The following is a 23,217-nucleotide window of genomic DNA, read 5'->3' on the forward strand; positions in this document are numbered from 1 at the left end:
TTCCCTCGTTCGAGAGACATACCGCACACGCGCCGAAGAACTCGCCGCGACGGGGTATCCGAGTGCTCGTGAGGAAGTCACGCGCTCACTGTTGCCGTTTGACAACAAAAGCCGGGACGCAACACAGTAGCCGTGTCGGACGTACGGGGAAGGACCTGGAATGCTCCGGTGGGCGGAGACCACTCCGTGTGCTGGTCACCCATGTCGAGAGGTGACAAAGGTGCCGTCGGCGCGCTCTTCGGTTCAGGCGGTCCGGTTGCCCGACTCCGCCGGGTCGTCGTGTATCTGCGTCGCCGCGGCGGCACAGAACGCCTCCAGCCCTTCCAGCAGCGCGACCCGCTTGGCGGCGGGCATGTCCGCCAGCACGGTCTGCAACTCCCTCTCCCTGCGGGCACGCAGGTCGACGAGGAAGGCGCGGCCCCGGCCACTGAGATGCAGCCGCACCTCACGCCTGTTCTCCTCGCTCATGACCCGGTCGACGAACCCGGCCGCCACCAGCCGGTCGCAGAGCCGACTGGTGGACGGCGGGGTCGAGGCGAGGCACTCGGCGAGGGTGCGCAGGTTGATGCCGTCGTGGTGCTCGAGGATGTGCAGCACCCGCAGCTGCGACGCGGAGGTGGGCGACGTCGAGGCCCGGCCCCACACGACCTCCAGCAGCTCGACGGCCGTGGTGGTCACGCGTGCGACCTCATCAGGCTCTGAGCGGCGACGGAAGGCAGTCACGATCACACTCTCGCAGGCACCGGGGTGCCTGTCAGCGTACTAGGCGCGTGCGCTGACCACACAGGACCGGGACGGTCGAAGCGAGCCGGCCTCGTGAGTGAGACCCGTACGTCGTCCGGCGAAGGACAGGTGTTTTGTCATCATGAAGAGATTTCTGGCCGTTGAACGCGCTCTGCGCACAGCGGCCCCCCACGAGTTGCTCGACGCCATCCGTGCCGTACTGATCGAGCAGTACGGCGCGGAGGACGTCGAGCTGTTCATGGCCGACTACAGCCTCACCGTGCTCCAGCCGGTGTCGGTCCTGCCGCACACGCTGGAACCGGTGTCGGTGCACAACAGTCCGGCCGGCCGGGCCTTCGGTTCGCAGAAGCCGTACCGGGAGGAAGGGCCGAGCGGGCGAACCCGTCTGCATCTGCCGGTCAGTGTGCGCGGCGACCGGCTCGGCGTGCTGTCTGTCACGCTGTCCGACAGCGACGCGACGCAGCGGTGGGAGTCCGAGCTGGCCGACATCGCCGACGTCCTGGGGCACGAGGTGGTCGTGGCGGAGCGCGACACCGACGTGTACCTCCAGGCGCGACGCAAGGACCGGCTGACGCTGGCCGCCGAGATGCAGTGGCAGCTGCTGCCCGGCCGCGCCTGCTCCCGCCCCGAGTACGAGCTGGGTGCCCAGCTGGAGCCGGCCTACGCCATCTTCGGCGACAACTTCGACTGGTCAGGTACCGCCGACCGGCTGACGCTGTACGTCACCAACGGCATGGGCGAGGGCATAGAGGCGTCCCTGCTGACGAACCTGGCCATCAACGCGCTGCGCAACGCCCGGCGCGCCGGGCTGTCCATCGCCGACCAGGCGGCCCTGGCCGACCAGGCCGTCTACGCCCACTACCGGGGGCGCTGCTATCTGTCGGTCCTGATGTTCGACTTCGACCTGGCCACCGGCCGGGCGAGCGTCGTGGACGCCGGCTCCCCCCAGCTGCTGCGGCTGCGCGGCGGCACCGTGGAACGGGTCGCCTTCGACGCCCAGCTCCCGCTGGGCATGTTCGAGGAGACCGACTACATCGCGCAGGACTTCCACGCGGAGCCCGGCGACCGGCTCGTGTTCGTCAGCGACGGTGTCCACGCGGTGGCCTCCCCGAGGGGCGAGGCGTACGGAGAAGGGGCTCTCGCCCGGGCCATCCACTCCACGCGCCTGCTGCCCGCGGCCGAGGTGCCGCGCGCCATCCTGCGGGAGCTGACCGGCCACCGCGGTGAAGCCATACCGGACGACGACGCGCTGATCGTGTGTCTGGACTGGCACGGCAGGCCACAACAGTCCGGCTGACCGGAGAGTCCGTGCGCTGCGGCGGGAGCATGTTGTTCGCCGCACACGCTCGCGTTAACGTTTGCCATGCGGCAATAATTGCCACGTGGCCTGACCGCTCGGCGGGCCGAATGGGCTCGCAGGCAGGGAGACGATGCAGGTGGCGGAGCACGACACAGCCCTCGAGACCGCGAAGGAGCTGGGCGCCTTCCTGGAGCGGCGTCGTGAGCAGATCGCCCAGCGCTGGGCGGATGCCGCCCTGTTCCGTACGGTCTTCACCGTGTCCCGGGACGAGGCGGTCGAGGCGTGCAAAGCCGTGGTGGACTCCCTGGCCGACGTGGCCCGCTCCGGGCGTCTCGAGGATGTCGACGCTCCGGGCTTCGGCACCGTGCGGGACCAGCTCGGCCGGATGGCCGCGGCCCGGGCCCGGGCCGGGTTCACGCCGGTACAGATCGCCGGAGAGGTCGCGGAGCTGCGCGAGCCGGTGACCGCACTGCTGCGCTCCGAGTTCGAGGACGCCGCCGACGGCATGCGAGGGGACGCGTGTGTCCAGGCGCTGGCGGTCCTGACGGCCACACTCCGCCTGGTGATCATGGAGACGACGGTGAGCGCGGGCGAGGAGCTCATCGCCCGGCAGCGCCAGCAGCTGCTGGAGGTGGCCACACCCGTCATAAAGCTGTGGGAGGGCGTGGTCGCGGTACCGCTGATCGGAACCCTGGACAGCGCCCGCAGCCAGGTCGTGATGGAGAGCCTGCTGGAAGCCATCGTGGACCAGCGGGCCGCGTACGCCATCCTCGACATCACCGGCGTCCCGACCGTGGACTCGCTCGTGGCGCAGCACTTGATGAAGACGGTCGCCGCCGCCCGGCTGATGGGCGCGGAGTGCATCGTCTCCGGGATCCGTCCCGCCATCGCGCAGACCATCGTCCATCTCGGCATCGACCTGGGCTCGATCATCACGCGGGCCGGTCTCGCCGACGCGCTGGCCTACGCGCTCACCCAGCAGGGCATCGTCGTCTCCGCACGCCCGGTGACGGGAGCGAGTCCGCGGTGACCGGCTTCCTCGCCACGCATTCCGGCCCGGGCCCGGTGCCGGTACTCGCGCTGGGAGACGTCCTGCTGGTCACCCTGCAGGGCGAGCTGCGCGACGGGGTGGCCGAACAGCTCCAGCACGACATCTCCGAGCGGATCGCGTCCAGTGCGACGCCGGTGAACGGTGTCGTGATCGACATCTCCGGGGTGGAGATCGTCGATTCCTTCCTCGGCCGCGTCCTGGCCGAGATCGCCGCGAGCTCACGCCTGCTGGCCGCCCGGACCGTACTCGCCGGCATGCGTCCTGTCGTGGCCATCACCCTGGTCGAGATGGGTCTCACCCTGCCCGGCCTGGGGACGGCCCTCAACGTCGAGAAAGCCTTGTCCCTGCTGGGCCGCGCACCCTCGGCAGCTCCGACCGCACACCCGGAAGAGGGTGCATGATGCATGCCCCCATCGCCTCGACCATGCGCCTGCCCATCGCCTCGGACGCGGACCTGGCGTGGGTCCGCCAACAGGTGCGCCAGAGCGCTGCCGACCTCGGCTTCAACCTGGTCCAGCAGACCAAGCTGGTGACCGCGGCCAGCGAGCTGGCCCGCAACACCCTCGTCCACGGTGGCGGCGGGCACATGGAAATGACCGTGCTGGCGGAAGGCACCCGCCGCGGGCTGCGGCTGTCCTTCGTCGACGCTGGCCCCGGCATCCGGGACGTCGAGCTCGCCATGACCGACGGCTACACCACCGGAAACGGTCTGGGCCTGGGACTGAGCGGGGCCAAGCGGCTGGTCAAGGAGTTCGCTCTCGACACCCGCCCCGGCCAGGGCACCACCGTCACCATCACCGACTGGGTCTCCGGACTGCCCGCGCCCCGCACAGGTGCGTCGTGAGCAGGGTCTGGGACATCCCGGTCCAGGACAGCACCCGCGTCCGGGACGTACGGGTCGCCGCCGAAGCCGCCTGCGCCGCGGCGGGCCTGGACACGCACGCCACGGCGGTCGCGGCGCTGGTCGCCACCGAACTGGGCACCAACCTCGTCAAGCACGCCGGGGGCGGCCGCATCTTCATCAATCTGGCCGCCCCCGCCGACACGCTCGCCGAGGACGTGCCCTGCGTGCAGATCGCCTCGCTCGACCACGGACCCGGCATCGACAACGTCCCGGCGGCGATGCGGGACGGTCACACCACCGCCTCGTCGTCCCTCGGTGCGGGCCTGGGCACCTGTCGGCGCGTCGCCGGCGAGTTCGACCTGCACAGCAGACCGGGGCGGGGCACCGTCGCGGTGGCCCGCATCACCCCGGTGCGGGGCCCCGGCCGCCCGCTCCCCCGGCAGGCCGGGTCGGGTCCGGGCACCCGGGCCGGTGGAATCACCACCTCCCTCGCCCATGCCGAGCACTCCGGAGACGCCTTCAGTCGGGTGCGCTCCGGCCCACGCGTCACGCTGATGCTCGTGGACGGGCTCGGCCACGGGGACAAGGCAGCCGACGCGTCCACGGCCGCCGTCGAGGAACTCCGCCGGTGCGCCGACCTGCCGCCGGCCGAGATCCTGAGGCGGCTGCACACCGCACTGCGGGCCACGCGAGGCGCGGCCGTCGGCGTCGCACAGCTCGACGAGGACAGCGGCCGGCTCTCCTTCGCCGGGGTCGGCAACATCGGCGCCAGGCTGCGCACCGACGGCGCATGGCAGCCCCTGATCTCCCACCCCGGCATCGTCGGCGCCCACTTCCCCGCCACCGTGCCCCTGCGCGAGAGCGCCTGGACGCCGGACAGTCTGCTCGTCCTGCACAGCGACGGGCTCCCCAGCCGCTGGGAGCCCCCCGGCGACCCCCGGCTCGACGCCCACGATCCTGCCGTGGTGGCCGCGGTCGTCCTGCGGGACGCCGGCAGTGCCGCCCGCCCCCTGCGCGACGACGCCAGTGTGGCCGTACTGGCCCCTGACCCCCGGACGGACCCGTATGACCGCACCTCCTGACGTCTGGAAGATCGCGTCGGTGGCCGACGCCGCCCGGGCCCGCGCCGCCGTCGACCGCATCGCCACGGACGGCGGGGCGCCGGCGCTGGAGCGGGCCCGCTTCCTGACGGCGCTCACGGCACGCCTGCGCCACTGCCTCGGCCAGGGCGGTGAGTGGCAACTCCGCCTCCACGTCCGGCCGTCCGGTCCGCTCGAGGTGTCCTTGAGCCCGGCCGGCGAGCGCGAGCCGGATCCGCAGGACGAGACGCCCTTACTGACCTGCCCGCTGCCGAACCGGCCCGTCCGCAAGGGGCGCCGCGGCGCCCCCTCGCTGCCGCAGGCCCTGCTGAGCGCCGACGAGAACACCGCGGCCGTGCTGAGCCTCCTCGACGAGCAGGAGAACCTGGTCCGGCTGCACCGGGAGGAACTGCACCAGACCAACCAGGGCGTCCTGGCGCTGCACGCCGACCTGGAGGCCGCGGCACGCGCTCAGCAAGAGCTCCTCGAAGCCGAGCGGACCGCACGCACCGCGGCCGAAAAGGCCCGCCGCCTGCTGACCTTCCTGGGTGACGCCAGCGCCGCCATCACGTCGTCCCTCAGCCGCACGGCCATCCTGCGCCGCCTCTTCGACGTGCTGGTGCCGGAGTACGCGGAACGCCTCGACGTCTGGCTCTTCGACGAGGAGGAGTCCGAGGGCCACGAAGACGAGCGCGCGCACCGCGTCCGGGAGCACTCGGCGGCCGCCGTGGCCGCCGCCCGCACGGGCCGCCCCCAGCACGCCGCCGCCCACCCGGGCAGCCTTCCCGGCGTCGACGATCTCCCGCCCTCCGCCCTGTCCCCCGAGCGGCCGCTGCTGGCCATCCCCCTCGTCGCACAGCGCCTGCTGGGCGTCCTCACCCTCACCGCCCCCGGTCCCCGCTTCGACGAGGACACCTCCCTGATGCTGGTCGAGCTGGCCCGCCGCGTCGGTGTCGCCCTGGACCACGCCCACCGCTACCAGCGGTCCCGCAACACCGCCGAAGCCCTGCAGCGCGCCCAGCTCACGGACCTGCCCACGCCGCCGGGGCTGCTGCTCGCCGCGCGCTACCTTCCCGCCACCTGGGGCATGAACATCGGCGGTGACTGGTACGACGCCTTCCTCCAGCCCGACGGCAGCCTGCTGGCCGTCATAGGGGATGTCACCGGCCACGGGCTGCACGCCGCCGTGGTCATGGGCCAGTTGCGCACGGCCCTGCGCGCCTACGCCGTCGAGAACGCCACCCCCGGCGAGATCCTCACGCGCCTGCACCACATGCTGGGCCACCTGCAGCCGGACCTGTACGCCACCGCGCTGATCGCCCGTTTCCGGCCGGGCGAACCGGAAGTGGTCTGGGCCTCGGCGGGCCACCCGCCCGCCGTCGTGCGCGCCGCCGACGGCACCGTACGGGTCCTGGACGCCAAACCCGGCGTGATGCTGGGCATCCCGCTCCCCTACGTGTACACGGACCACCGGACCGACCTGCCCCCCGGTTCGTCCCTCGTGCTGTACACCGACGGCCTGGTGGAACGCCGGGGGCAGGGCATCGACCCCGGTATCGGGCGGCTGTGCCGCGCCCTGGAGGCGTTGAACACACCGGAGCTGGAACAGGACCTGGACGCCGCCGCCGACGCCCTGCTCAAGCCCCTCCTGTACGACTCCGAACGGGACGACGACGTCTGCCTGCTGCTGTGCCACACCGTGACCGCCGCGGCGCGGGAGCGGCCCCGCACATCCGACCGCTCGCCTTCCGAAAGCGAACCGCCTGCCGGCCCGCCCGCTCGCGGTAGCGTGAAGGACACAAGGCGAGAGGGTGGATTTAGTGAAAGTCTCTGAACCGCAGCCGTCCGCGGAAGCACAACTGCGCGCGGCCCCGCCGCACGCACTGGTGGCCACCGCCCGCCGTCTGCTCGCCGAACGGGTAGGCGCTCAGGACGTGAGCGTGCTCCTCGCCGACTACGGCCTGGCCGTCCTGCAGCCGGTCACACACCTGCCGCGGACCGGCCCCCCGGTCTCCGCCCACGAGGGGCCCGCGGGCAGTGCCTTCCTCACCCAGAAACCGGTGCTCGAAGTCCTTCGCGACCCGGCCGGCCAGCTGGCGCATCTGCCCATCACCGTGCGCGGCGACCGTCTCGGCGTCCTGTCCGTGCATCTGCCCGCAGGCGCCGTCGACCCGCGCACCGTGCTCCAGCTCGGCGACTTCGCCACGGCGCTCGGACACGAGATCGCCACCGCCGGCCGCGACACCGACCTCTACCTCCAGGCCCGCCGCACCCGTCGGCTGACCCTCGCCGCCGAGATGCAGTGGCAACTTCTGCCCGGCCGGGGCTGCGCCCGCGAGGAGTTCGTCATCGGCGCCCACCTCGAACCCGCCTACGCCATCGGCGGCGACACTTTCGACTGGTCCACCGGCGCCGACCACCTCGTCCTCACCATCACCGACGGGATGGGCCAGGGCATAGACGCCTCCCTGCTCGCCGGTCTCACGACCGGTGCCCTGCGCAACGCCCGCCGCGCCGGCATAGGCCTCGCCGACCAGGCGTGTCTCGCCGACCAGGCCGTCTACGCCCAGTACGGCGGCAAGGCGTACGCCTCCACCCTGCTGATGAGTTTCGAGCTGGCCACGGGCCTCGTGCACGCCGTCGACGCGGGCTCCCCGCAACTGTTCCGGCAGCGCGGCGGCCACACCGAGGGGGTCGAGCTGGAGGCGCAGATGCCGCTCGGCATGTTCGAGGAGACCCTCTACACCGAGCAGACGTTCCAGGTGGAGCCGGGCGACCGTCTCATCGCGGTCAGCAGCGGCGTCCACGGCACCCGCTCCGCGACGGGCGACCTGTTCGGCGAGCGGGTCCTGCGCCAGGTCCTCGGCGCCACCCGTGCCACGCCGCCGCACGAGACGGCACGCGCGGTCGTCGGCGGGCTCATCGAGCACTACGGCAGCAAGGAACTGCTGTCCGACGCCGCCGTGGTGTGCCTCGACTGGACCGGCCGCCAGGGCTGACCCCGCGGTCAGCGTCCGGGGTCGTCGTTCTCCTTGTCGGTGTCGCCCTGAGCGCTCAGGAAGGCCCGCAGCCCCCCGCTCAGCGCCGCCCGCTCGCCGGGTCCCATGGCCGCGAGGACCGCGGCGAGCGCCTGTGATCTGCGCGCGGCCACCTCGTCGAGCACATGCCGGCCGCGCACCGTGAGAACGAGCTGCACCTCACGCCGCCGGTGCGGGTGCAGCAGACGCTCCAGCAGGCCGGCGGCCTCCAGCCGGTCACACAGCCGGCTGGCGGTCGGCGGGCCTATCTCCATGCTCTCCGCCAGGGTGGTGAGGTTGAGCCCCGGTTCCGACTCCAGGATCCGCAAAGCTCTCAGCTGGTGCGGTGACAGCCTCAGGCTCGCTCCCTGGGCGGCCACCGACCACAGGTTCGCGAGACCGTCCACGGCATCGGCGACCTCCAGCGCGACGGAGAGTGGGTTGTCACCCGGTCCGCTCGACTGGTCGTCCCCCGAGCCACTGAGACGAGTCACACACCCATCGCTTTCAGTAATCGCTTGGCCATGCAGATACCACCCTCATTCAAACGCGGTACCCGATGCGCCGTCGAGCAAGCACGTGGGTCCGCTCCGGAGGACGGCAAAAAGAAAGGGCAAGGAGAGAACTCTCCTTGCCGTAACCCAAGTTATAGCGCGAAGGGGGGCTTGCGGCAAGCCCCCGGTCACCGCGCACAATCGTCGGCCGAGGCCACAACCTGCGGATATGGGGGAACTACGTGTCGTCAGACCTGACCGAGCAGTACGTTTTGGATCTTCAGGAGGTCGACGGGAGTCACGTCGCCGTCGCCGGCGGCAAGGGGGCAAACCTGGGCAGCCTGTCACGGATGGAGGGCATCCGCGTGCCGGCGGGCTTCTGCGTGACGACGGGCGCCTACCGGCGGGTCGTGGAGTCGATGCCGTCGCTCGACGCACAGCTGGATCAGCTCTCGCAGGTGGACCCGGACGACCAGGAGGCGATCCGCACGCTCAGCGCGCAGATCCGCCGGACCATCGAGGGGATCGCCGTCCCGGACGAGCTGGCGGAGGCGATCACCGGTGCGCTCGCCCGGTCCGGCGAGCAGGCCGCCTACGCCGTCCGGTCCAGCGCGACCGCCGAGGACCTGCCCACGGCCTCCTTCGCGGGCCAGCAGGACACCTACCTGAACATCGTGGGTCCTGCGGCGATCCTCCGGCACGTCAGCCGGTGCTGGGCGTCTCTGTTCACCGAACGGGCCGTGACCTACCGCCGGCGCAACGGCATCGACCACCGTACGGTCCGTATGGCCGTCGTCGTGCAGCAGATGGTCCTCCCGCAGGCGTCCGGCATCCTGTTCACGGCCGACCCCGTCACGGGCAACCGGACGGTCGCCACCGTGGACGCGGGATTCGGCCTCGGCGAGGCCCTTGTCTCCGGTCTGGTGAACCCGGACGTCTTCACGGTGCGGCACGGCGAGGTCGTTGCCAGGACGATCTCCGCCAAGCAGCGTGCCGTACACGCCCTGCCCGCCGGGGGCACGCGGGAAGTGGCGATCGACGCGCAGCGGCAGGAGCAGCCGGCGCTGACGGATGCGCAGGCGGTCCGGCTGGTGGAGCTCGGGCGTCGGATCGAAGCGCACTTCGGCCGCCCGCAGGACATCGAATGGTGCCTGGTCGGCGACGACTTCCACATCGTGCAGAGCCGGCCGATCACGACGCTGTTCCCCGTCCCGGAGAGCGGTGACCAGGAGAATCACGTCTACGTCTCCGTCGGCCACCAGCAGATGATGACCGACCCCATGAAGCCCCTGGGCCTGTCCATGTGGCAGTTGACGGCCATGGTGCAGATGCACGAGGCCGGCGGGAGGCTGTTCGTCGACGTCACCCGGCGCCTGGCCTCGCCCGCGAGCCGGTCCGCCCTGCTGGACCTCATGGGGAGGGGCGATCCGCTGGTCAGGGACGCGCTGGAGACCGTCCTGGAGCGCGAGGACTTTGTCCCGTCGCTCCCGGACGCGCCTGCCGGCGGGCCGCGGGTCGGTGGCGCGTCCGACCCGGTCGAGACCGATCCGGCCGTCGTCACCGGGCTGATCGAGCGCAGCCAGGCGTCCCTCGGCGCCCTGAGGCGCGAGGCCCGAACGAAGAGCGGACCGGAGCTGTTCGAGTTCCTGCTGGAGGCGTTCGAGGAACAGAAACGACTCCTCACCGATCCCCTGAACTTCAAGGCGATCATGGCGGGGATGGAAGCCACCTGGTGGCTCAACGACAAGCTGGAGGAATGGCTCGGCGAGAAGAACGCGGCCGACACGCTGACCCTGTCCGCCCCCGGCAACGTCACCTCCGAAATGGGACTGGCGCTGCTCGACGTCGCGGACGTGATCCGCCCGCATCGGGAGGTGGTCGCGTTCCTGGAGGGCGGCGTCGGGGACGACGGCTTCCTCGACGAAATGGCGAAGCTCCCCGGCGGGACCGAGGCACGCGACGCCATCGAGGCCTACCTCGACCGGTACGGCATGCGCTGCGTCGGCGAGATCGACATCACGAGGCCGCGGTGGCGCGAGCGCCCCGGCACGCTCGTGCCCGTGATCCTCGACCACGTCAGGAACTTCGAACCGGGCGCGGCCCGGCGGCGTTTCGAGCAAGGGCGCCAACAGGCGCAGAAGAAGGAACAGGACGTGCTGTCACGCCTGCGGGCCCTGCCGGACGGGGAGCGGAAGGCCGACGAGACCAAGGGCATGATCGACCGGGTCCGCACCTTCATCGGCTACCGGGAGTACCCGAAGTACGCCATCATCAGCCGCTACTTCGTCTACAAGCAGGCCCTGTTCGCGGAGGCCGAGCGGCTGGTGGAGGCGGGCGTGCTCGCCGAGAAGGAGGACGTCTCCTACCTCACCTTCGAGGAGTTCCGCGACGCCGTGCGCTCGAAGCAGGTCGACGACGGGCTCGTCCAGCAGCGCAAGGACGCGTTCCGCTCGTACCAGGCGCTCACACCGCCCCGGGTCCTCACCTCGGACGGCGAGGCTCTCAGCGGGGCGTACCGGCGCGACGACGTGCCGGCCGGCGCCCTGGTCGGCCTGCCGGTCTCCACCGGGACCGTCGAGGGAAGGGCCCGCGTCATCCTCGACATGGCGGACGCCGATCTCGAAGCGGGCGACATCCTGGTGACCACCTTCACGGACCCCAGCTGGTCACCGCTGTTCGTCGGCATCGCGGGCCTGGTGACGGAGGTGGGCGGCCTGATGACCCATGGCGCGGTGATCGCCCGGGAGTACGGCCTGCCGGCCGTCGTGGGCGTCGAGCAGGCCACCCGGCGGATCCGGGACGGGCAGCGGATCCGCGTGCACGGCACCGACGGGTACATCGAGATCCTGGACTGACCGTGCCGGCCGACCGGCTCAGGTTCGAGCGCCGCTCGCGTCGTCGGGGTGGATGGTGAAGATCTGATCGAGACCTACGATGCGCAGCACGCGCAGGGTGTTCGGCGGTACGGCCGCCAGGGCGACGTCCGCCTGGACGGCCTGTGCGTTGCTGCGCGCGGCGATCAGAGCCGTGATGCCGCTGGAGTCGCAGAACTCCAGTCCGCTCATGTCCAGGACCAGGCACTGCCCCGGCCGGAGGGAGAGGCCGTCGAGCACTGCGCGCAGCTCGCCGACGTTGGCGTAGTCGAGTTCACCGAAAAGCTTCAGAACGGGGCCGGTCGCGGCGTCTCGGGTGGTGATTTTCAGCGGGCTCATGGTTCGTTTCTCGTCTGTGGGTCGGAGGCGGGGACACCTATGGCGAGCAGGGCGGTGTCGTCGTCGAGGCCGTCACCGAAGCTGTCCAGAAGTCCGGTCAGGGCCTGGACGAGGGCCTGTGGTGGCTTGCCCGCGTGCGCGGTGACGAAGGCGAGCAACGCCTCGTCACCGTAGAGACCGGTGCGGTCCTGGCCGGTGCGGGCTTCGGTGAGGCCGTCCGTGTAGAGCAGAAGCGTGTCGCCGGGGCCGAGAACGGTCCGGGCGTCGGTGAAGCGCGCGGAGGGCAGGATGCCGACGAGAAGGCCGCCGGGGGTGGGCAGGAAGTCGGCTGTGCCGTCCGCGCGGGCGACGACGACCGGTGGGTGACCGCCCGCGGCGAGGTGAACGGCCAGCTGCCCGGTCTCCGGATCGGGTTCGAGGGTGCCGAAGACGGCGGTGCAGTAGCGGGGGTCGCCGCTGCCGGCGTACCGCTCGTGGAGCGCCGTGTTGAGGATGGTCAGGGCGGAGACGGGGTCGGGGTCGTGCAGTGCGGCGGCGCGCAGGGTGTAGCGGGTCAGCGAGGTGAGTGCGGCGGCCTGGGGTCCCTTGCCGCACACATCGCCGAGGAAGAACCCGAAGCGTTTGCCGTCGAGGGGGAAGACGTCGTAGAAGTCGCCGCCCAGCCGGTCGGGTGAGGCGGTGTGGTAGTGGGCGGCCGTCTGCACGCCGGGTACCGGCGGCAGGGTGTCCGGGAGCAGCGACTGCTGGAGTACGGCGAGCGCCTCCTGCAGTCGGGTGCGGTCGGCCTCCGCCTGCCGGCGTGCTTCCTCGGCCGCTTCTCGGCGGCGCAGGAGTTCGGCTTCGTAGGCGCGGCGGTCCCGGGCGTCGAAGACGGTGGTGCGGATCAGCAGGGGCTGACCGGTGGTGCCGTTCTTGACGACGGAGGACGCCAGCACGGGTATCCGGCCGCCGCCGGTCTGTTTCATCTCCAGGGCTATGCCGCTGATCTCGCCCTGCATCCGCAGCAGCGGCGCGAAGTGCGTCTCGTGGTACAGCTTGCCGCCGACGGTCAGCAGGTCGGTGAACCGCATCCGGCCCACCACGGCCTCCCGCTCCAGACCGAGCCAGTCCAGCAGGGTGCCGTTGATCTTGGCGACGGTGCCGTCCATCAGCGTGGAGAGGTATCCGCAGGGGGCGTTCTCGTAGAGGTCCTCGGCGCTGTCCTCCAGCAGTGCGGCGAACACCGCGTCCGCGGCGTTGTCGCGGTCGGCGTCCCGTGGGTCTGGTTGGCCGGCGCGGCACATCATCACAGGCTCGCCAGGAAGTCGACGATCGCCCGGTTGGTGGCCTCGGGCGCGGACAGGTGCGGGCAGTGCCCGGTGGCGTCGAGCGTGACCAGGGTCGAGTCGGGGATCGTCTCGTGGACGAAGGCTCCGACCTCACGGGGGGCGATCACGTCCTGGGTGCATTCCAGCACCAGTGTCGGCACGCTCACGTTCTTCAGGTCGTCCCTGGAGTCCGACAGGAACGTGGTCCGGGCGAAGACGCGTGCCATGTCCGGGTCGGTGGCGCAGAAGCTGTTCTTGAGCTCGTCGCCCAGTTCGGGCCGGTCGGCGTTACCCATGATCAACGGGGCCATGGCGGCCGACCAGCCGAGGTAGTTCGCTTCCAGGGACGCCAGCAGTTCGTCGATGTCCTCGGCGCTGAACCCGCCCCGGTAGCCCTCGTCGTCGATGTAGCGCGGAGACGGCGCGACCATCACCAGCGCGCCGATCCGCTCCGGCGCCGAGCCGGCCGCCAGTACGCCGATCATCGCGCTGACCGAGTGGCCCACGAACACCGCGTCGCGCAGGTCGAGGGCTTCGCAGACCTCGACCACGTCCCGGGCGTACCCGTCCAGGGAGGCATACCGGTCCGCCGAGAACGCGGACGCGTCCGAGCGGCCCGCACCGACGTAGTCGAACAGCACCACGCGGTAGTCGTCGACCAGAGCGGGCACGGTCAGCCGCCACATGTTCTGGTCACAGCCGAAGCCGTGAGCCAGCACGACCGTGGGTCCCTGCGCGTTGCCGGTGACGGTCACATGGTTTCTGCTCACGATGTCCATACCCGGCAGTCTCTCAAGCCGCGTGCGCACCTCGTGCCACCCCCTGTCATGCACGGGCGCCCGCCAGGGCCCGGAGCAGGCGGTTGCGGCCGCCGTTGGGCACCGTCCACAAGGGGTGGCCCCGTACCGCCCACGACTGCAGGATGGCGTTGGCGGCGAGGAAGCCGCTGGTGGCGGCCCGTTCCATCAGGGCGACGGGGAGGTCCGTGCGCACCAGGTCGCCCGCGAGCATCAGGCCGCGCTGCGGGGTGCGTACGCCGGGGCGGTCGGTGTATCCGCCGACGGGGAACAGGGGGCAGTCCTGGCGCCATTCGTGCCGTGCGTCGAGGACGCGCGCGTCGCGGGTCTCGGGGTAGACGTTGCCCAGCTGTGCGATCAGGTGCCGGGCCTGCGCGTCGGGGTCGGCGTTCTCGGACAGCGCGTAGCCGTGGAGTTCGACCACGGAACCGCCGGTGCGGGCGGACCAGCGTGCGGCCTCCTGCTCCCAGCGCTCCAGGACGCTGACGTTGTCCAGCGAGCCGTATCCGGCCGTGCCGAGGAATCCGGGCCGGCCGGCGTCGACGGGGCGGTCGAGCCAGAGCCGGGAGACGAGGAAAGGCGGGGCGGTGCGGAGCCGCCCGACGCGTTCACGCCAGGCCGCGTCGGCGAGCCGGGGCGAGCGGCCGACCAGGGAGCGCAGGCCCGCGGTGTCGAGGGCCAGCATGACGGTGTCGTACCGCCTCTCCTCGCGGTCCGTGGCGACGGTGAAGGCGCCTTCCGCGGTGGGCGAGACGTTCTCGACCGGGGTGGACAGGCGCAGGTCGACGCCGTGGTGGCCGAGGTGCTTGGCGAGGGGGTCCCACAGGGCGGTCGGGAAGGGGTCGTCGGGCACGTCGAAGAGAAGTCCCTCGGAGCTGCCGAGGAAGTAGATGTGGAACATCAGGACCATCTCGGCGGCCGAGAGGTCTCGGGGGTCGGCGAAGAAGCTGCGGGAGAAGACCTCGAAGGCCAGGTGGCGTGCGGCCGCCGGGAAGCGCAGGGACGCGAGGAAGTCGTGGGCGCTGACGGCGTCCAGTTCGGTGTAGACGTCGGGGACGCGGACGTCCAGCAGGGGCAGGGCCCGCGCGGGGCTCATGCGCGCCATGTCCCGCCAGCGGAAGGAGGGGCTCAGTGCCACGAAGCCCAGTGCGCTCAGTGGCGGGGTGCGCGGCACTCTGCGGAAGCTGTCCCGCAGTCCGTCGCGGTGCCGCAGCGGGTAGTCGGGGAGGCCGGTGAGGCGGCCCGGACGGGAACCGGTACGGCTCAGCAGGCTGCGCAGGTTGTAGTACTGCCGGAAGAAGGCGTGGAAGCCCCGGCTCATGGTGGCGGTGGTGCCGTCGTACAGGTGGGTGCTCCAGCCGCCGACGCGGCCGCCGAGATATGCCTCGCGTTCGTAGAGGGTGACGTCGACGCCGCGTTCGGCGAGCGCCGTGGCGGCGGCGAGGCCGGCGATGCCGCCGCCGACGACGGCGGTGCTGCGCGGCCCGCCGACCCGGGTCGCTCCGGGCGGCGGGGGCAGGAGGACGGCGTGCCGGTCCCGTCCGGGGCGGGGACCCGCCGTGGCGGCGGTCACTGTCCGCTCCGGGCGGGCGGGGCGGCGCGGCGGGCGACGACGGTGTGGGTGATGCCGGTCTGCCAGCCGGGCAGGGGCAGGGCCCGTACGCGGTCGAACCCCCGGGCTCGGACGCGGTCCGTGAACCGGTCGACGGTGTCGAAGTCGACGACGCTGCGCCACAGGTGGCGGTAGAGGTCGCCGTCGCCGAGGGCGGTGGCGACGGGCAGCACCAGGCCGCGGCACACGGCCGTCCAGACGGCCCGGTCGAGCGGGCGGCCGCTGAGGGTGTACTCGTGCACGGCGAGCCGGCCGTGCGGGGCCAGCAGGTCGTGGACGGTGTCCAGCACGGCGTCCGGGTCCGCGACGTTGCGGAAGAGGTAGGCGGCGAACACCGCGTCGAAGGGCCCGGCCACGCCCGCCTCGGCGAGCGCCTCCGCCGGCGCGCACACGAACCTGGCCCTGCCGTGCCACGGCTTGGCCATGGCACGGTCCAGCATCCCGGCGGAGGCGTCCACGCCCGTGATCTCGGCGTCGGGCAGCACGCGGGCGAGCGCGGCGGTGGAGGCGCCGGTGCCGCAGCCGAGGTCCAGCACGCGCAGCCCGGTGCCCCGGTGGGGCAGGCCCAGCCGCCGGGCCGAGCGGCGCAGCTGGGCGTGATAGCCGGGGTTGGCGGCCACGAGGGTGTCGTACCGGTGCGCCGCATGGTCGAATGCGGCGGCCAGGTCCGCGTCACGCAGCACGGTCACGCTGCCTCCTGGTGCGGGTCGTCGGGGAGTCGGGGGATCGGGCCGCACCGCGGGTCAGGGTCCGGGGAAGGGGCGTCGGGGAAGCCGGGGCACTTGGACGGCGGCTCGCAGCATGGGCAGGACGGGTGTGCGCAGTCCGATGGCGAGTTCTTCGTGCGGTCGTGTGCCGCCGTCGAGGAAGCGCAGGAGCCGGGTCATGGGGATCTTTGTGAACAGTCGTGCGAAGAAGTCCGCGCCGTCGACGAGGCCGCTGTCGAGGGCGTGCAGCAGGACCGCGTCCATGGCGCGGGAGCGGGGCGAGTGCGGCAGCGGGGGCAGGGGCCGCCGGCCTCGGCTCAGGGCTGCCGCGACGGCCGCGGCCTGGCGCTGCACGCCGGCGAAGGTGTAGCCGGTCGAGGGCCGGGTGGCTCCGCCGGCCGCTCCGATACGGAAGACCGACGCGCCCGTCTGCCGTGCGAACCTGGCGTCGGTCATGGGGATGACGCCGGTCTCGGTGCCGGTCACCTCGAAGTCCCGCAGCCCGAGCACGGTGCCGGTGTAGTGGTCCAGGGCCTTGTCGTACGCGTCCGCGGACAGGACGGCCGGCGAGAACTCCGTGTACTCCACCAGGGCCTGGTCCGGGCGGGTGGGCAGCACGTAGCCGAAGGAGAGGCCTTTCGCGGGCTGGGACGTGCGCAGGTCCATGAACTCCACGCGGGCCGGGTCGAAGACCGGACGGCCGGTGCGGACGAACCAGCCGTGGAAGTGCTGGAGCAGCGTCGTACGGGCGGCGGGGAGGCTGTCCAGCGGCCGGGAGTCGAACACCCAGCGGGCCTGCACGGATGCGGGGCGCCCGGCCGCGGTGCGGGCGTCGATGCGCGCACCCTGCGGGAGTCCTTCGACGCTCTCGACCGTGGCCTCGAGGCGCCGGAGCTGGCCGCTGCGGGCCAGTTCCTGCTCGATCAGGGACTCGAAGTCGTCCGAGTGGATCATCTTGTAGCGCAGGGGGGAGATGTCGTGCTCGATCGGTTCCCCCGTGGGCGGGTGCACGCGCAGGCGCTGCCATGACCTGGTGACCGCGGCGTCGTAGGGTCCGCGGCCGGTCTCCCAGAAGCACCAGGTGCGCCGGGGCGGGCGCAGCGGGCCGGGCGGGGCGTTTACGAGGACGACGGACAGGCGCCGCGCGCCGGGAGCGGGGCGCGAGAGGCGGTGGGCCAGGGACAGGCCCGCGGCTCCCGCTCCGATGATGGCGACGTCCACCTCGTCCATGCCCGCTCACTCCCTCCGCGCCCTCGCCGTGCCGTGTCGTCGGTGTTCCGGTCGCAGTACCCGTCCGGATGCGAATGCCACCCGTGAAGACGTGGATCGATTCCGCGTCCTCGTCACGCGGCGCACTCGACGAGATCGTCCGTGCGGAGCCGGCCGGCGAGGCGGCGCAGGCCGCGTCGGGCGTGGCTCTTGACCGTGCCCAGCGGCCAGCCGGTGAGTTCCGCGATCTGGGTCTGGGTGAGGTCGTCGTAGAAGGCGAGGTTGAGCACCCGGCGCTGGGGTGCCGGAAGCTGTGACATCTCGTCGGCGAGCAGGACACGGTCGAGGGCGGTCTCCGGCAGCACCGCCTCGTCGTGGGCCCGCAGCAGCAACTGGGCGCCCACAGCGGCGACGAGTTCGGTGCGCCGGGTGCGGGCGGCGAGCGCGTCGGCGATCTTCCGGCGGGCGATGCCCGTGAGCCAGCCGGGCAGGGTGCCGCGGTCCGGGGCGAATCCTGCGCGGCCCCGCCACGCGGCGAGGAACACCAGCTGGGTGACGTCCTCCGCCTCCCTCGCATCGCCCAGGGAGCGCCTGGCGAGGGCGTGGACGAGCGGACCCCACCGGTGGTGCACGACCGCGAGGCATGCCTCGTCCCCGTTGCGGAATCCCTCCACGAGCTCGCGCTCGTCGATGTCCCCGCCGGTTCGCTGTGCGGTCCTCATCGTCACTCCTCCGCTGGGCCTGGTGGTCGCCTGGAGCGACCGCGGCCCTTCCACCGTGCGGATTCCACACGGATGGGGCAACTTGCATCGACTTCGCATCGAATCGAGCAGGCGTCGGGGAAACGCACCCCAGTGGGGCCCGGTCGCTTCCATCCCTTCCCGTTCCGCCCCGCATCCGTCTCCGCCATCCGAGGCGAACCGGTCATGACGACGCCAGCTCTGAGCACGAGCATTCGACGAGGGGAAGCGGCATGAGCTCCACCGTGGCAAAGGACCACCGCGCGGACCGGAGTCCGTGCGCGCCCCCGACCGCCGATCAGGTGTCCCCCGCTCCGGCCCGCCGGACGGCCGCAGAGACGGGCCACGGCCGAGGTGATCACCAGCGCGCCTCCCCGCCCGGGACACCCCCGGCGTACGACGACCCGCGCGCCGTGGACGCGGACGTGCCGCATGCCGTGCGCGCGGTCCTGGGTGACCTGCTCGACCATCACATGGCCGCGGCCGAGGCCGTCGATCCGCTCTTCGGCGCGGACCTGGCCGCGCGGGTCGCCCGTTTCACGCGGAGCGGCGGCAAACTGGGCCGCGCCCAGTTCGTGTGGTGGGCTCTGCGGGCCTGCGGCGGCGGCGAGCCCTGGCAGGCGCACGCCGCGCTGCGGATCGGAGCCGCCCTGGAACTCATCCAGACCTGTGCCCTGGTCCATGACGACGCGATGGACGGCGCGCGGCTGCGCCGCGGACAGCCCGCCCTGCACGTCGACGTCGCCACCCAGTACGCCGGAGCGTGTGCCCCGCGGCGCGGCGCGCGCCTCGGGGAGGCCGCGGCGATCCTCGCCGGTGACCTGGCCCTGGCCTGGGCGGACGACGTGCTGGCGGACACCGAGATGCCCCGCCCCACCGCGCGGCGGGTCCGGGAGCTGTGGAGCGCCCTGCGCACGGAGATGGTGGCCGGGCAGTACCTGGACGTGCAGGGTGAGGCCACCTCGGCGCGTTCCGAGGCCCGGGCGATTCACGCCGCCTGCCTCAAGAGCGCCCGGTACTCCGTGGAGCGCCCCCTCGCGCTCGGGGCGGCCCTGGCCGACGCCGACCCCGCCGCCACCCGGGCCCTGTGTTCGGCGGGCCGCCGCGTCGGGCTGGCCTTCCAGCTGCGTGACGACCTCCTCGACGCCTTCGCGGATCCGCACGACACCGGCAAGCCCGGGGGCGGCGACATCCGCAGCGGCAAACCCACCTACCTCGCCGCCGTCGCGCAGGCACGGGCGCAGGCCTCGGGTGACCGGCGTGCCCAGGACCTGTTGCGTGACACGCTCGGCCGTACGGACGCCTCCGACGCCCAACTCGCCGCGGTACGCCAGGTGTTCGTGTCCACGGGCGCGCGCGACACCGTCGAGGAGAAGATCCGCGGGCTGGTTGCCCAGGGCCTGCGCCACCTGGACACCGCCGTGCTCGAACCCGGACCCGCGAGCCGGTTGCAGGGGCTCCTGCGCTCCGCGGGCGGCGTGCCGGGCACCACGGCCTCCGGCCTGGTCGCCCTCCCTCTGGTCCCGGCGACCGGCGAGGGGGCCGGCCGATGACCCGGACCATGCCCGGGCGCACCGACCATGTGGTGGTCGTCGGCGCCGGCCTGTCCGGTCTTGCGGCCGCTCTGCATCTGCTCGGCGCCGGACGCCGGGTGACCGTGGTGGAACGCGACGCGTCACCCGGTGGGCGTGCCGGGCGGATCGTCCGCGGCGGCTACCACTTCGACACCGGACCCACGGTGCTGACGATGCCTCACCTGGCGGACGAGGCGTTCGCCGCCGTCGGCGACAGCCTGCGTGCCCGGGTCGATCTGGTGCCGCTGCACCCGGCCTACCGGGCCCGGTTCGCCGACGGCAGCACCCTGGACGTGCACACCGGCGCGGAGGCGATGGAGGCGGAGATCGAGCGCTTCGCCGGGGCCGCCGAGGCCGCCGGATACCGGCGGTTGCGTGCCTGGCTGGAGCGGCTGTACCGGGTGCAGATGCGGCGTTTCATCGACGCCGACTTCGACTCGCCCCTGAGCCTGGTCCACCCCGACCTCGCTCGCCTGGCCGCGCTCGGCGGGTTCGGGCGTCTGGACGCGCGCATCGGACGCTTCCTGCACGACGAGCGGCTGCGGCGCGTCTTCTCCTTCCAGTCCCTGTACGCGGGGGTGGCCCCGGAACGCGCCCTGGCCGCGTACGCCGTCATCGCCTACATGGACACGGTGGCGGGCGTGTGGTTCCCGCGCGGCGGTATGCACGCCCTGCCCCGGGCGATGGCGGACGCCGCCGCGGACGCGGGCGCCGACCTGCGCTTCGGGGAGGCGGTGACCCGTCTGGAACGCTCCGGGGAACGGATCACCGCCGTGGTCACCGACTCCGGCCGTATCGCCTGCGACGCCGTCGTGCTCACCCCCGACCTTCCCGTCGCCTACCGGCTGCTGGGCCGTGCCCCGAGACGGCCGGTCGGTCTGCGGTTCTCGCCCTCCGCCGTGATCCTGCACGCCGGTACGGACCGCACCTGGCCCTGGCTGGCCCACCACACCCTCTCCTTCGGGGCGGCATGGCGGCGGACGTTCTCCGAACTCACCGAGACCGGCCGCCTGATGAGCGATCCCTCCCTGCTCATCACGCGTCCGACCGCCACCGATCCGGGCCTGGCCCCACCCGGACGCCATCTGCACTACATCCTGGCGCCCTGCCCGAACACCGCGCTCGGCCCCGGCCCGGCCGCCTGGGGCGAACTCGGGCCGCGCTACCGCGACAGCCTGCTCGCCGAACTGGAACGGCGCGGCCTGGACGGTCTCGCCGCCGCCATCGACGAGGAGTGCCTGGTCACTCCGGCCGACTGGCAGGCCCAGGGCCATGCGGCCGGCTCGCCCTTCTCCGCCGCCCACACCTTCGCGCAGACCGGGCCGTTCCGGCCGCGCAACCTGGTGCGCGGCACGGTCAACGCGGTTCTCGCCGGCTGCGGCACCACCCCCGGCGTCGGGGTGCCGACCGTCCTGCTGTCGGGCAAGCTCGCCGCCGCACGCATCACCGGCGGTACCCGCCCCGGGCGGCCGCGCCCCGCAGTACGTGAATCCCGCGAACGGAGACCCGTATGACCGTCCGTGAACTCGACGCGGCAGGCGTCACCGATCCGGCACTGCGGCAGGCGTACACCCGCTGCAGGCGGCTCAACGCCCGGCTCGGCAAGACGTACTTCCTCGCCACCCGGCTGCTGCCGCCGGCACGCCGGCCGGCCGTGCACGCGCTGTACGGGTTCGCCCGCTGGGCCGACGACATCGTCGACACGCTCGACGGCACGACCACCCCCGCCGAGCGCGCGGAGCGGCTGGCCCGTCTTCAGCACCAGCTGGAGAGGGGGCTGAGCAGGGGCGACAGCGCCGAACCGGTCGTCCGGGCCCTGGCCGACACCGCGTTGCGCTACGACATCGACCATCGCCACTTCACCGACTTCATGACGGCGATGCGCGCCGACCTCGACACCACGGCCTATGCCACCTACGCCGATCTGCGCACCTACACCTACGGTTCGGCGGAGGTGATCGGCCTGCAGATGCTGCCGGTGCTCGGCACGGTCGTCCCGCGCGAGGAGGCGGCACCGCACGCGGCGGCCCTGGGCGTGGCGTTCCAGCTGACCAACTTCCTGCGGGACGTGGGCGAGGACCTCGACCGCGGCCGCGTCTACCTGCCCGCCGACCTGCTGGCCGCCCACGGCGTCGACCGGCACCTGCTGCGCTGGAGCCGGGACACCGGACGGCCCGACCGCCGGATCACCGCCGCCCTGCGGGAGTTCGAGCGCCTGACCCGCGAGCTCTACCGCGCGGCCGCTCCGGGGCTGGCCATGCTCGACCCGGTCTCCCGCCCGTGCATCCGCACCGCGTTCGTGCTGTACGGCGGCATCCTGGACGCGGTCGCCGCGGACGGGTACCGCTCGGTGCGGCGCCGTGCCGTGGTCCCGGGACGCCGCCGCGCCGTCGTGGCCCTCGACGGCCTGGTCCGGGTGGGCACGGCACGGCTGCGCCACCGGGCGGCCGGCGGCCGGGCGGCACCCGTGCCGGACACGGCGGCCGGCACTCCCTCACCCTTGCGAAGGATCGCATGACACCGCGGCGACCTGCGGGCCGTGCCCGCTTCCCGCTCGCCCTGCGGCGCCGCCCGGTGCGCTGGGAGAAGCAGCAGCCGACGTGGCGGCAGGCCCGGCCCGGCCTGATCGCCGAGGCACTGAAGCGGGCCCAGGCCCGCCCGTCCGGCAACTGGTACGTCGTCGGTGCCGCCCGGGACGTACGCGAAGACCGGCCGCTGTCCGCGACGGTGGCCGGTCAGGAAGTGGTGGTGTGGCGCACCGCCGACGGGCGGCTCGCGGCGGGTCCCGGTGTCTGCCCGCACCTGGGGGCACCGCTCGCCGACAGCCCGGTGCGCTGCGGGACCCTCGTCTGCCACTGGCACGGACTCGCCCTGGACGGCGGGGCGTTCGCCGGCTGGGAGCCACTGCCCGTGCACGACGACGGAGTGCTGGTCTGGGTGCGCCTGGACCAGGCCGGCGGTGAACCGCCGACACCGGCACCGGTCGTTCCGCTGCGGCCGAAGTTGTCGCGCTCCGTCGCCGCCGTCTACACCGGGGTGGGGATCTGCGAGCCGGAGGATGTCCTGGCCAATCGGCTGGACCCCTGGCACGGGGCCTGGTTCCACCCGTACTCCTTCGTCGATCTGACCGTGGTCGGCACGCCCGGCGCCGAGGGGGCGGGTGAGGACGGGTTCACCGTGGACGTGTCCTTCAAGGTCGCCGGTCGGTTCGTCGTGCCGGTGCGGGCGGTGTTCACCACGCCCGAACCGCGGACGGTCCTCATGCGCATCACCGAGGGCGAGGGCCTGGGTTCCGTGGTCGAGACGCACGTGACCCCGCTCGGCCCGGACGAGCTGGGCCGGCCGCGTACCGGCGTTGTCGAGGCGGTCGTGGCCTCCTCCGCGCGTCCCGGCTTCGCCGTGGCCCGCACCGCGGCCCCTGTCCTGCGCCGCTTGATGACGGCTGGTGCCGGGCGGCTGTGGCGTGACGACCTGGCCTACGCCGAACGCCGCTGGCTGCTGCGCTCCACCGGAGGTTTCCCCGGCTGACC

At 72.6% G+C, this 23,217-nt stretch carries 21 protein-coding genes; 12 read left to right on the forward strand and 9 right to left on the reverse strand.

The window, feature by feature from the left end:
- Nucleotides 1-243: 243 nt before the first annotated feature.
- Nucleotides 244-678 (reverse strand): MarR family transcriptional regulator, encoded by a 435-nt coding sequence (locus ACZ39I_RS32605; protein WP_467248531.1) that lies wholly within the window; start codon nucleotides 676-678, stop codon nucleotides 244-246.
- A 187-nt stretch (nucleotides 679-865) separates the two neighbouring features.
- On the opposite strand from ACZ39I_RS32605, the gene ACZ39I_RS32610 reads away from it, so the two are divergent.
- The 7 genes from ACZ39I_RS32610 to ACZ39I_RS32640 all read left to right on the forward strand — a co-directional run bounded on the left by ACZ39I_RS32610 (nucleotide 866) and on the right by ACZ39I_RS32640 (nucleotide 8,017).
- Complete coding sequence (locus ACZ39I_RS32610) at nucleotides 866-2,041, forward strand: PP2C family protein-serine/threonine phosphatase (RefSeq protein ID WP_467248532.1); 1,176 nt, start codon at nucleotides 866-868, stop codon at nucleotides 2,039-2,041.
- 133 nt (nucleotides 2,042-2,174) lie between these two features.
- Nucleotides 2,175-3,074 (forward strand): STAS domain-containing protein, encoded by a 900-nt coding sequence (locus ACZ39I_RS32615; protein WP_352389710.1) that lies wholly within the window; start codon nucleotides 2,175-2,177, stop codon nucleotides 3,072-3,074.
- Nucleotides 3,071-3,496 (forward strand): STAS domain-containing protein, encoded by a 426-nt coding sequence (locus ACZ39I_RS32620; RefSeq protein WP_352389711.1) that lies wholly within the window; start codon nucleotides 3,071-3,073, stop codon nucleotides 3,494-3,496. Before ACZ39I_RS32615 ends, ACZ39I_RS32620 begins: the two co-directional genes overlap by 4 nt.
- On the forward strand, nucleotides 3,496-3,939 hold the full coding sequence (locus ACZ39I_RS32625; RefSeq protein WP_467248749.1) for an anti-sigma regulatory factor: 444 nt from the start codon (nucleotides 3,496-3,498) through the stop codon (nucleotides 3,937-3,939). Before ACZ39I_RS32620 ends, ACZ39I_RS32625 begins: the two co-directional genes overlap by 1 nt.
- Nucleotides 3,936-5,021, forward strand: a complete 1,086-nt coding sequence (locus tag ACZ39I_RS32630; RefSeq protein WP_467248533.1) for a SpoIIE family protein phosphatase — start codon at nucleotides 3,936-3,938, stop codon at nucleotides 5,019-5,021. Before ACZ39I_RS32625 ends, ACZ39I_RS32630 begins: the two co-directional genes overlap by 4 nt.
- Nucleotides 5,005-6,852, forward strand: a complete 1,848-nt coding sequence (locus ACZ39I_RS32635; protein WP_467248534.1) for a PP2C family protein-serine/threonine phosphatase — start codon at nucleotides 5,005-5,007, stop codon at nucleotides 6,850-6,852. The genes ACZ39I_RS32630 and ACZ39I_RS32635 overlap by 17 nt, the downstream gene beginning before the upstream one ends.
- On the forward strand, nucleotides 6,830-8,017 hold the full coding sequence (locus ACZ39I_RS32640; protein WP_467248535.1) for a PP2C family protein-serine/threonine phosphatase: 1,188 nt from the start codon (nucleotides 6,830-6,832) through the stop codon (nucleotides 8,015-8,017). The genes ACZ39I_RS32635 and ACZ39I_RS32640 overlap by 23 nt, the downstream gene beginning before the upstream one ends.
- A gap of 8 nt (nucleotides 8,018-8,025) precedes the next feature.
- On the opposite strand, the gene ACZ39I_RS32645 is transcribed toward ACZ39I_RS32640, so the two are convergent.
- Nucleotides 8,026-8,529: a MarR family winged helix-turn-helix transcriptional regulator gene (locus ACZ39I_RS32645; protein WP_467248536.1), complete on the reverse strand. Its 504-nt coding sequence runs from the start codon at nucleotides 8,527-8,529 to the stop codon at nucleotides 8,026-8,028.
- A 254-nt stretch (nucleotides 8,530-8,783) separates the two neighbouring features.
- On the opposite strand from ACZ39I_RS32645, the gene rph reads away from it, so the two are divergent.
- Nucleotides 8,784-11,384, forward strand: a complete 2,601-nt coding sequence (gene rph, locus ACZ39I_RS32650; RefSeq protein ID WP_467248750.1) for a rifamycin-inactivating phosphotransferase — start codon at nucleotides 8,784-8,786, stop codon at nucleotides 11,382-11,384.
- A gap of 18 nt (nucleotides 11,385-11,402) precedes the next feature.
- Here rph and ACZ39I_RS32655 read toward each other — a convergent pair whose 3' ends face one another.
- The 7 genes from ACZ39I_RS32655 to ACZ39I_RS32685 form a co-directional block, all read right to left on the reverse strand.
- Nucleotides 11,403-11,741, reverse strand: coding sequence for an STAS domain-containing protein (locus ACZ39I_RS32655; protein WP_467248537.1), 339 nt, complete (start codon nucleotides 11,739-11,741; stop codon nucleotides 11,403-11,405).
- On the reverse strand, nucleotides 11,738-13,024 hold the full coding sequence (locus ACZ39I_RS32660; RefSeq protein WP_467248538.1) for a PP2C family protein-serine/threonine phosphatase: 1,287 nt from the start codon (nucleotides 13,022-13,024) through the stop codon (nucleotides 11,738-11,740). The genes ACZ39I_RS32655 and ACZ39I_RS32660 overlap by 4 nt, the downstream gene beginning before the upstream one ends.
- A 2-nt stretch (nucleotides 13,025-13,026) precedes the next feature.
- A complete protein-coding gene (locus ACZ39I_RS32665) occupies nucleotides 13,027-13,827 on the reverse strand; it encodes an alpha/beta fold hydrolase (RefSeq protein WP_467248539.1) in 801 nt (266 codons plus the stop codon).
- 46 nt (nucleotides 13,828-13,873) lie between these two features.
- Nucleotides 13,874-15,418, reverse strand: a complete 1,545-nt coding sequence (locus ACZ39I_RS32670; protein ID WP_467248540.1) for an FAD-dependent oxidoreductase — start codon at nucleotides 15,416-15,418, stop codon at nucleotides 13,874-13,876.
- Entirely contained in the window at nucleotides 15,415-16,146 is a 732-nt protein-coding gene (locus ACZ39I_RS32675) for a methyltransferase domain-containing protein (RefSeq protein ID WP_467248541.1), read from the reverse strand. The genes ACZ39I_RS32670 and ACZ39I_RS32675 overlap by 4 nt, the downstream gene beginning before the upstream one ends.
- Nucleotides 16,147-16,200: 54 nt before the next feature.
- Nucleotides 16,201-17,394: a lycopene cyclase family protein gene (locus ACZ39I_RS32680; RefSeq protein WP_467248542.1), complete on the reverse strand. Its 1,194-nt coding sequence runs from the start codon at nucleotides 17,392-17,394 to the stop codon at nucleotides 16,201-16,203.
- A 113-nt stretch (nucleotides 17,395-17,507) separates the two neighbouring features.
- Complete coding sequence (locus tag ACZ39I_RS32685) at nucleotides 17,508-18,095, reverse strand: RNA polymerase sigma factor (RefSeq protein ID WP_467248543.1); 588 nt, start codon at nucleotides 18,093-18,095, stop codon at nucleotides 17,508-17,510.
- Between the two features lie 251 nt (nucleotides 18,096-18,346).
- Between ACZ39I_RS32685 and ACZ39I_RS32690 the strand changes: the two genes are divergently transcribed.
- Genes ACZ39I_RS32690 through ACZ39I_RS32705 form a run of 4 tightly spaced genes read left to right on the forward strand, consistent with a single transcriptional unit; the run spans nucleotide 18,347 to nucleotide 23,215 of the window.
- Nucleotides 18,347-19,666, forward strand: coding sequence for a polyprenyl synthetase family protein (locus ACZ39I_RS32690; RefSeq protein WP_467248544.1), 1,320 nt, complete (start codon nucleotides 18,347-18,349; stop codon nucleotides 19,664-19,666).
- Complete coding sequence (gene crtI, locus ACZ39I_RS32695) at nucleotides 19,663-21,201, forward strand: phytoene desaturase family protein (protein ID WP_467248545.1); 1,539 nt, start codon at nucleotides 19,663-19,665, stop codon at nucleotides 21,199-21,201. The genes ACZ39I_RS32690 and crtI overlap by 4 nt, the downstream gene beginning before the upstream one ends.
- Nucleotides 21,198-22,205 carry a phytoene/squalene synthase family protein gene (locus ACZ39I_RS32700; RefSeq protein ID WP_467248546.1) on the forward strand — a complete coding sequence of 336 codons (1,008 nt, stop codon included), beginning with the start codon at nucleotides 21,198-21,200 and terminating at the stop codon, nucleotides 22,203-22,205. The genes crtI and ACZ39I_RS32700 overlap by 4 nt, the downstream gene beginning before the upstream one ends.
- Nucleotides 22,202-23,215 carry a DUF5914 domain-containing protein gene (locus ACZ39I_RS32705; RefSeq protein WP_467248547.1) on the forward strand — a complete coding sequence of 338 codons (1,014 nt, stop codon included), beginning with the start codon at nucleotides 22,202-22,204 and terminating at the stop codon, nucleotides 23,213-23,215. Before ACZ39I_RS32700 ends, ACZ39I_RS32705 begins: the two co-directional genes overlap by 4 nt.
- Nucleotides 23,216-23,217 lie beyond the last annotated feature (2 nt).

This window comes from Streptomyces sp. NPDC024687 (assembly GCF_055559055.1).

What these genes read in the sequence shown, in the direction of transcription:
- ACZ39I_RS32680 (WP_467248542.1), bottom strand. Translation starts at nt 17,394, where the DNA reads ATGGACGAGGTGGACGTCGCCATCATCGGAGCGGGAGCCGCGGGCCTG.
- ACZ39I_RS32635 (WP_467248534.1), top strand. Translation starts at nt 5,005, where the DNA reads ATGACCGCACCTCCTGACGTCTGGAAGATCGCGTCGGTGGCCGACGCC.
- ACZ39I_RS32655 (WP_467248537.1), bottom strand. Translation starts at nt 11,741, where the DNA reads ATGAGCCCGCTGAAAATCACCACCCGAGACGCCGCGACCGGCCCCGTT.
- ACZ39I_RS32700 (WP_467248546.1), top strand. Translation starts at nt 21,198, where the DNA reads ATGACCGTCCGTGAACTCGACGCGGCAGGCGTCACCGATCCGGCACTG.
- ACZ39I_RS32625 (WP_467248749.1), top strand. Translation starts at nt 3,496, where the DNA reads ATGCATGCCCCCATCGCCTCGACCATGCGCCTGCCCATCGCCTCGGAC.
- ACZ39I_RS32660 (WP_467248538.1), bottom strand. Translation starts at nt 13,024, where the DNA reads ATGTGCCGCGCCGGCCAACCAGACCCACGGGACGCCGACCGCGACAAC.
- ACZ39I_RS32665 (WP_467248539.1), bottom strand. Translation starts at nt 13,827, where the DNA reads ATGGACATCGTGAGCAGAAACCATGTGACCGTCACCGGCAACGCGCAG.
- ACZ39I_RS32610 (WP_467248532.1), top strand. Translation starts at nt 866, where the DNA reads ATGAAGAGATTTCTGGCCGTTGAACGCGCTCTGCGCACAGCGGCCCCC.
- ACZ39I_RS32690 (WP_467248544.1), top strand. Translation starts at nt 18,347, where the DNA reads ATGAGCTCCACCGTGGCAAAGGACCACCGCGCGGACCGGAGTCCGTGC.
- ACZ39I_RS32705 (WP_467248547.1), top strand. Translation starts at nt 22,202, where the DNA reads ATGACACCGCGGCGACCTGCGGGCCGTGCCCGCTTCCCGCTCGCCCTG.
- ACZ39I_RS32685 (WP_467248543.1), bottom strand. Translation starts at nt 18,095, where the DNA reads ATGAGGACCGCACAGCGAACCGGCGGGGACATCGACGAGCGCGAGCTC.
- crtI (WP_467248545.1), top strand. Translation starts at nt 19,663, where the DNA reads ATGACCCGGACCATGCCCGGGCGCACCGACCATGTGGTGGTCGTCGGC.
- ACZ39I_RS32615 (WP_352389710.1), top strand. Translation starts at nt 2,175, where the DNA reads ATGCAGGTGGCGGAGCACGACACAGCCCTCGAGACCGCGAAGGAGCTG.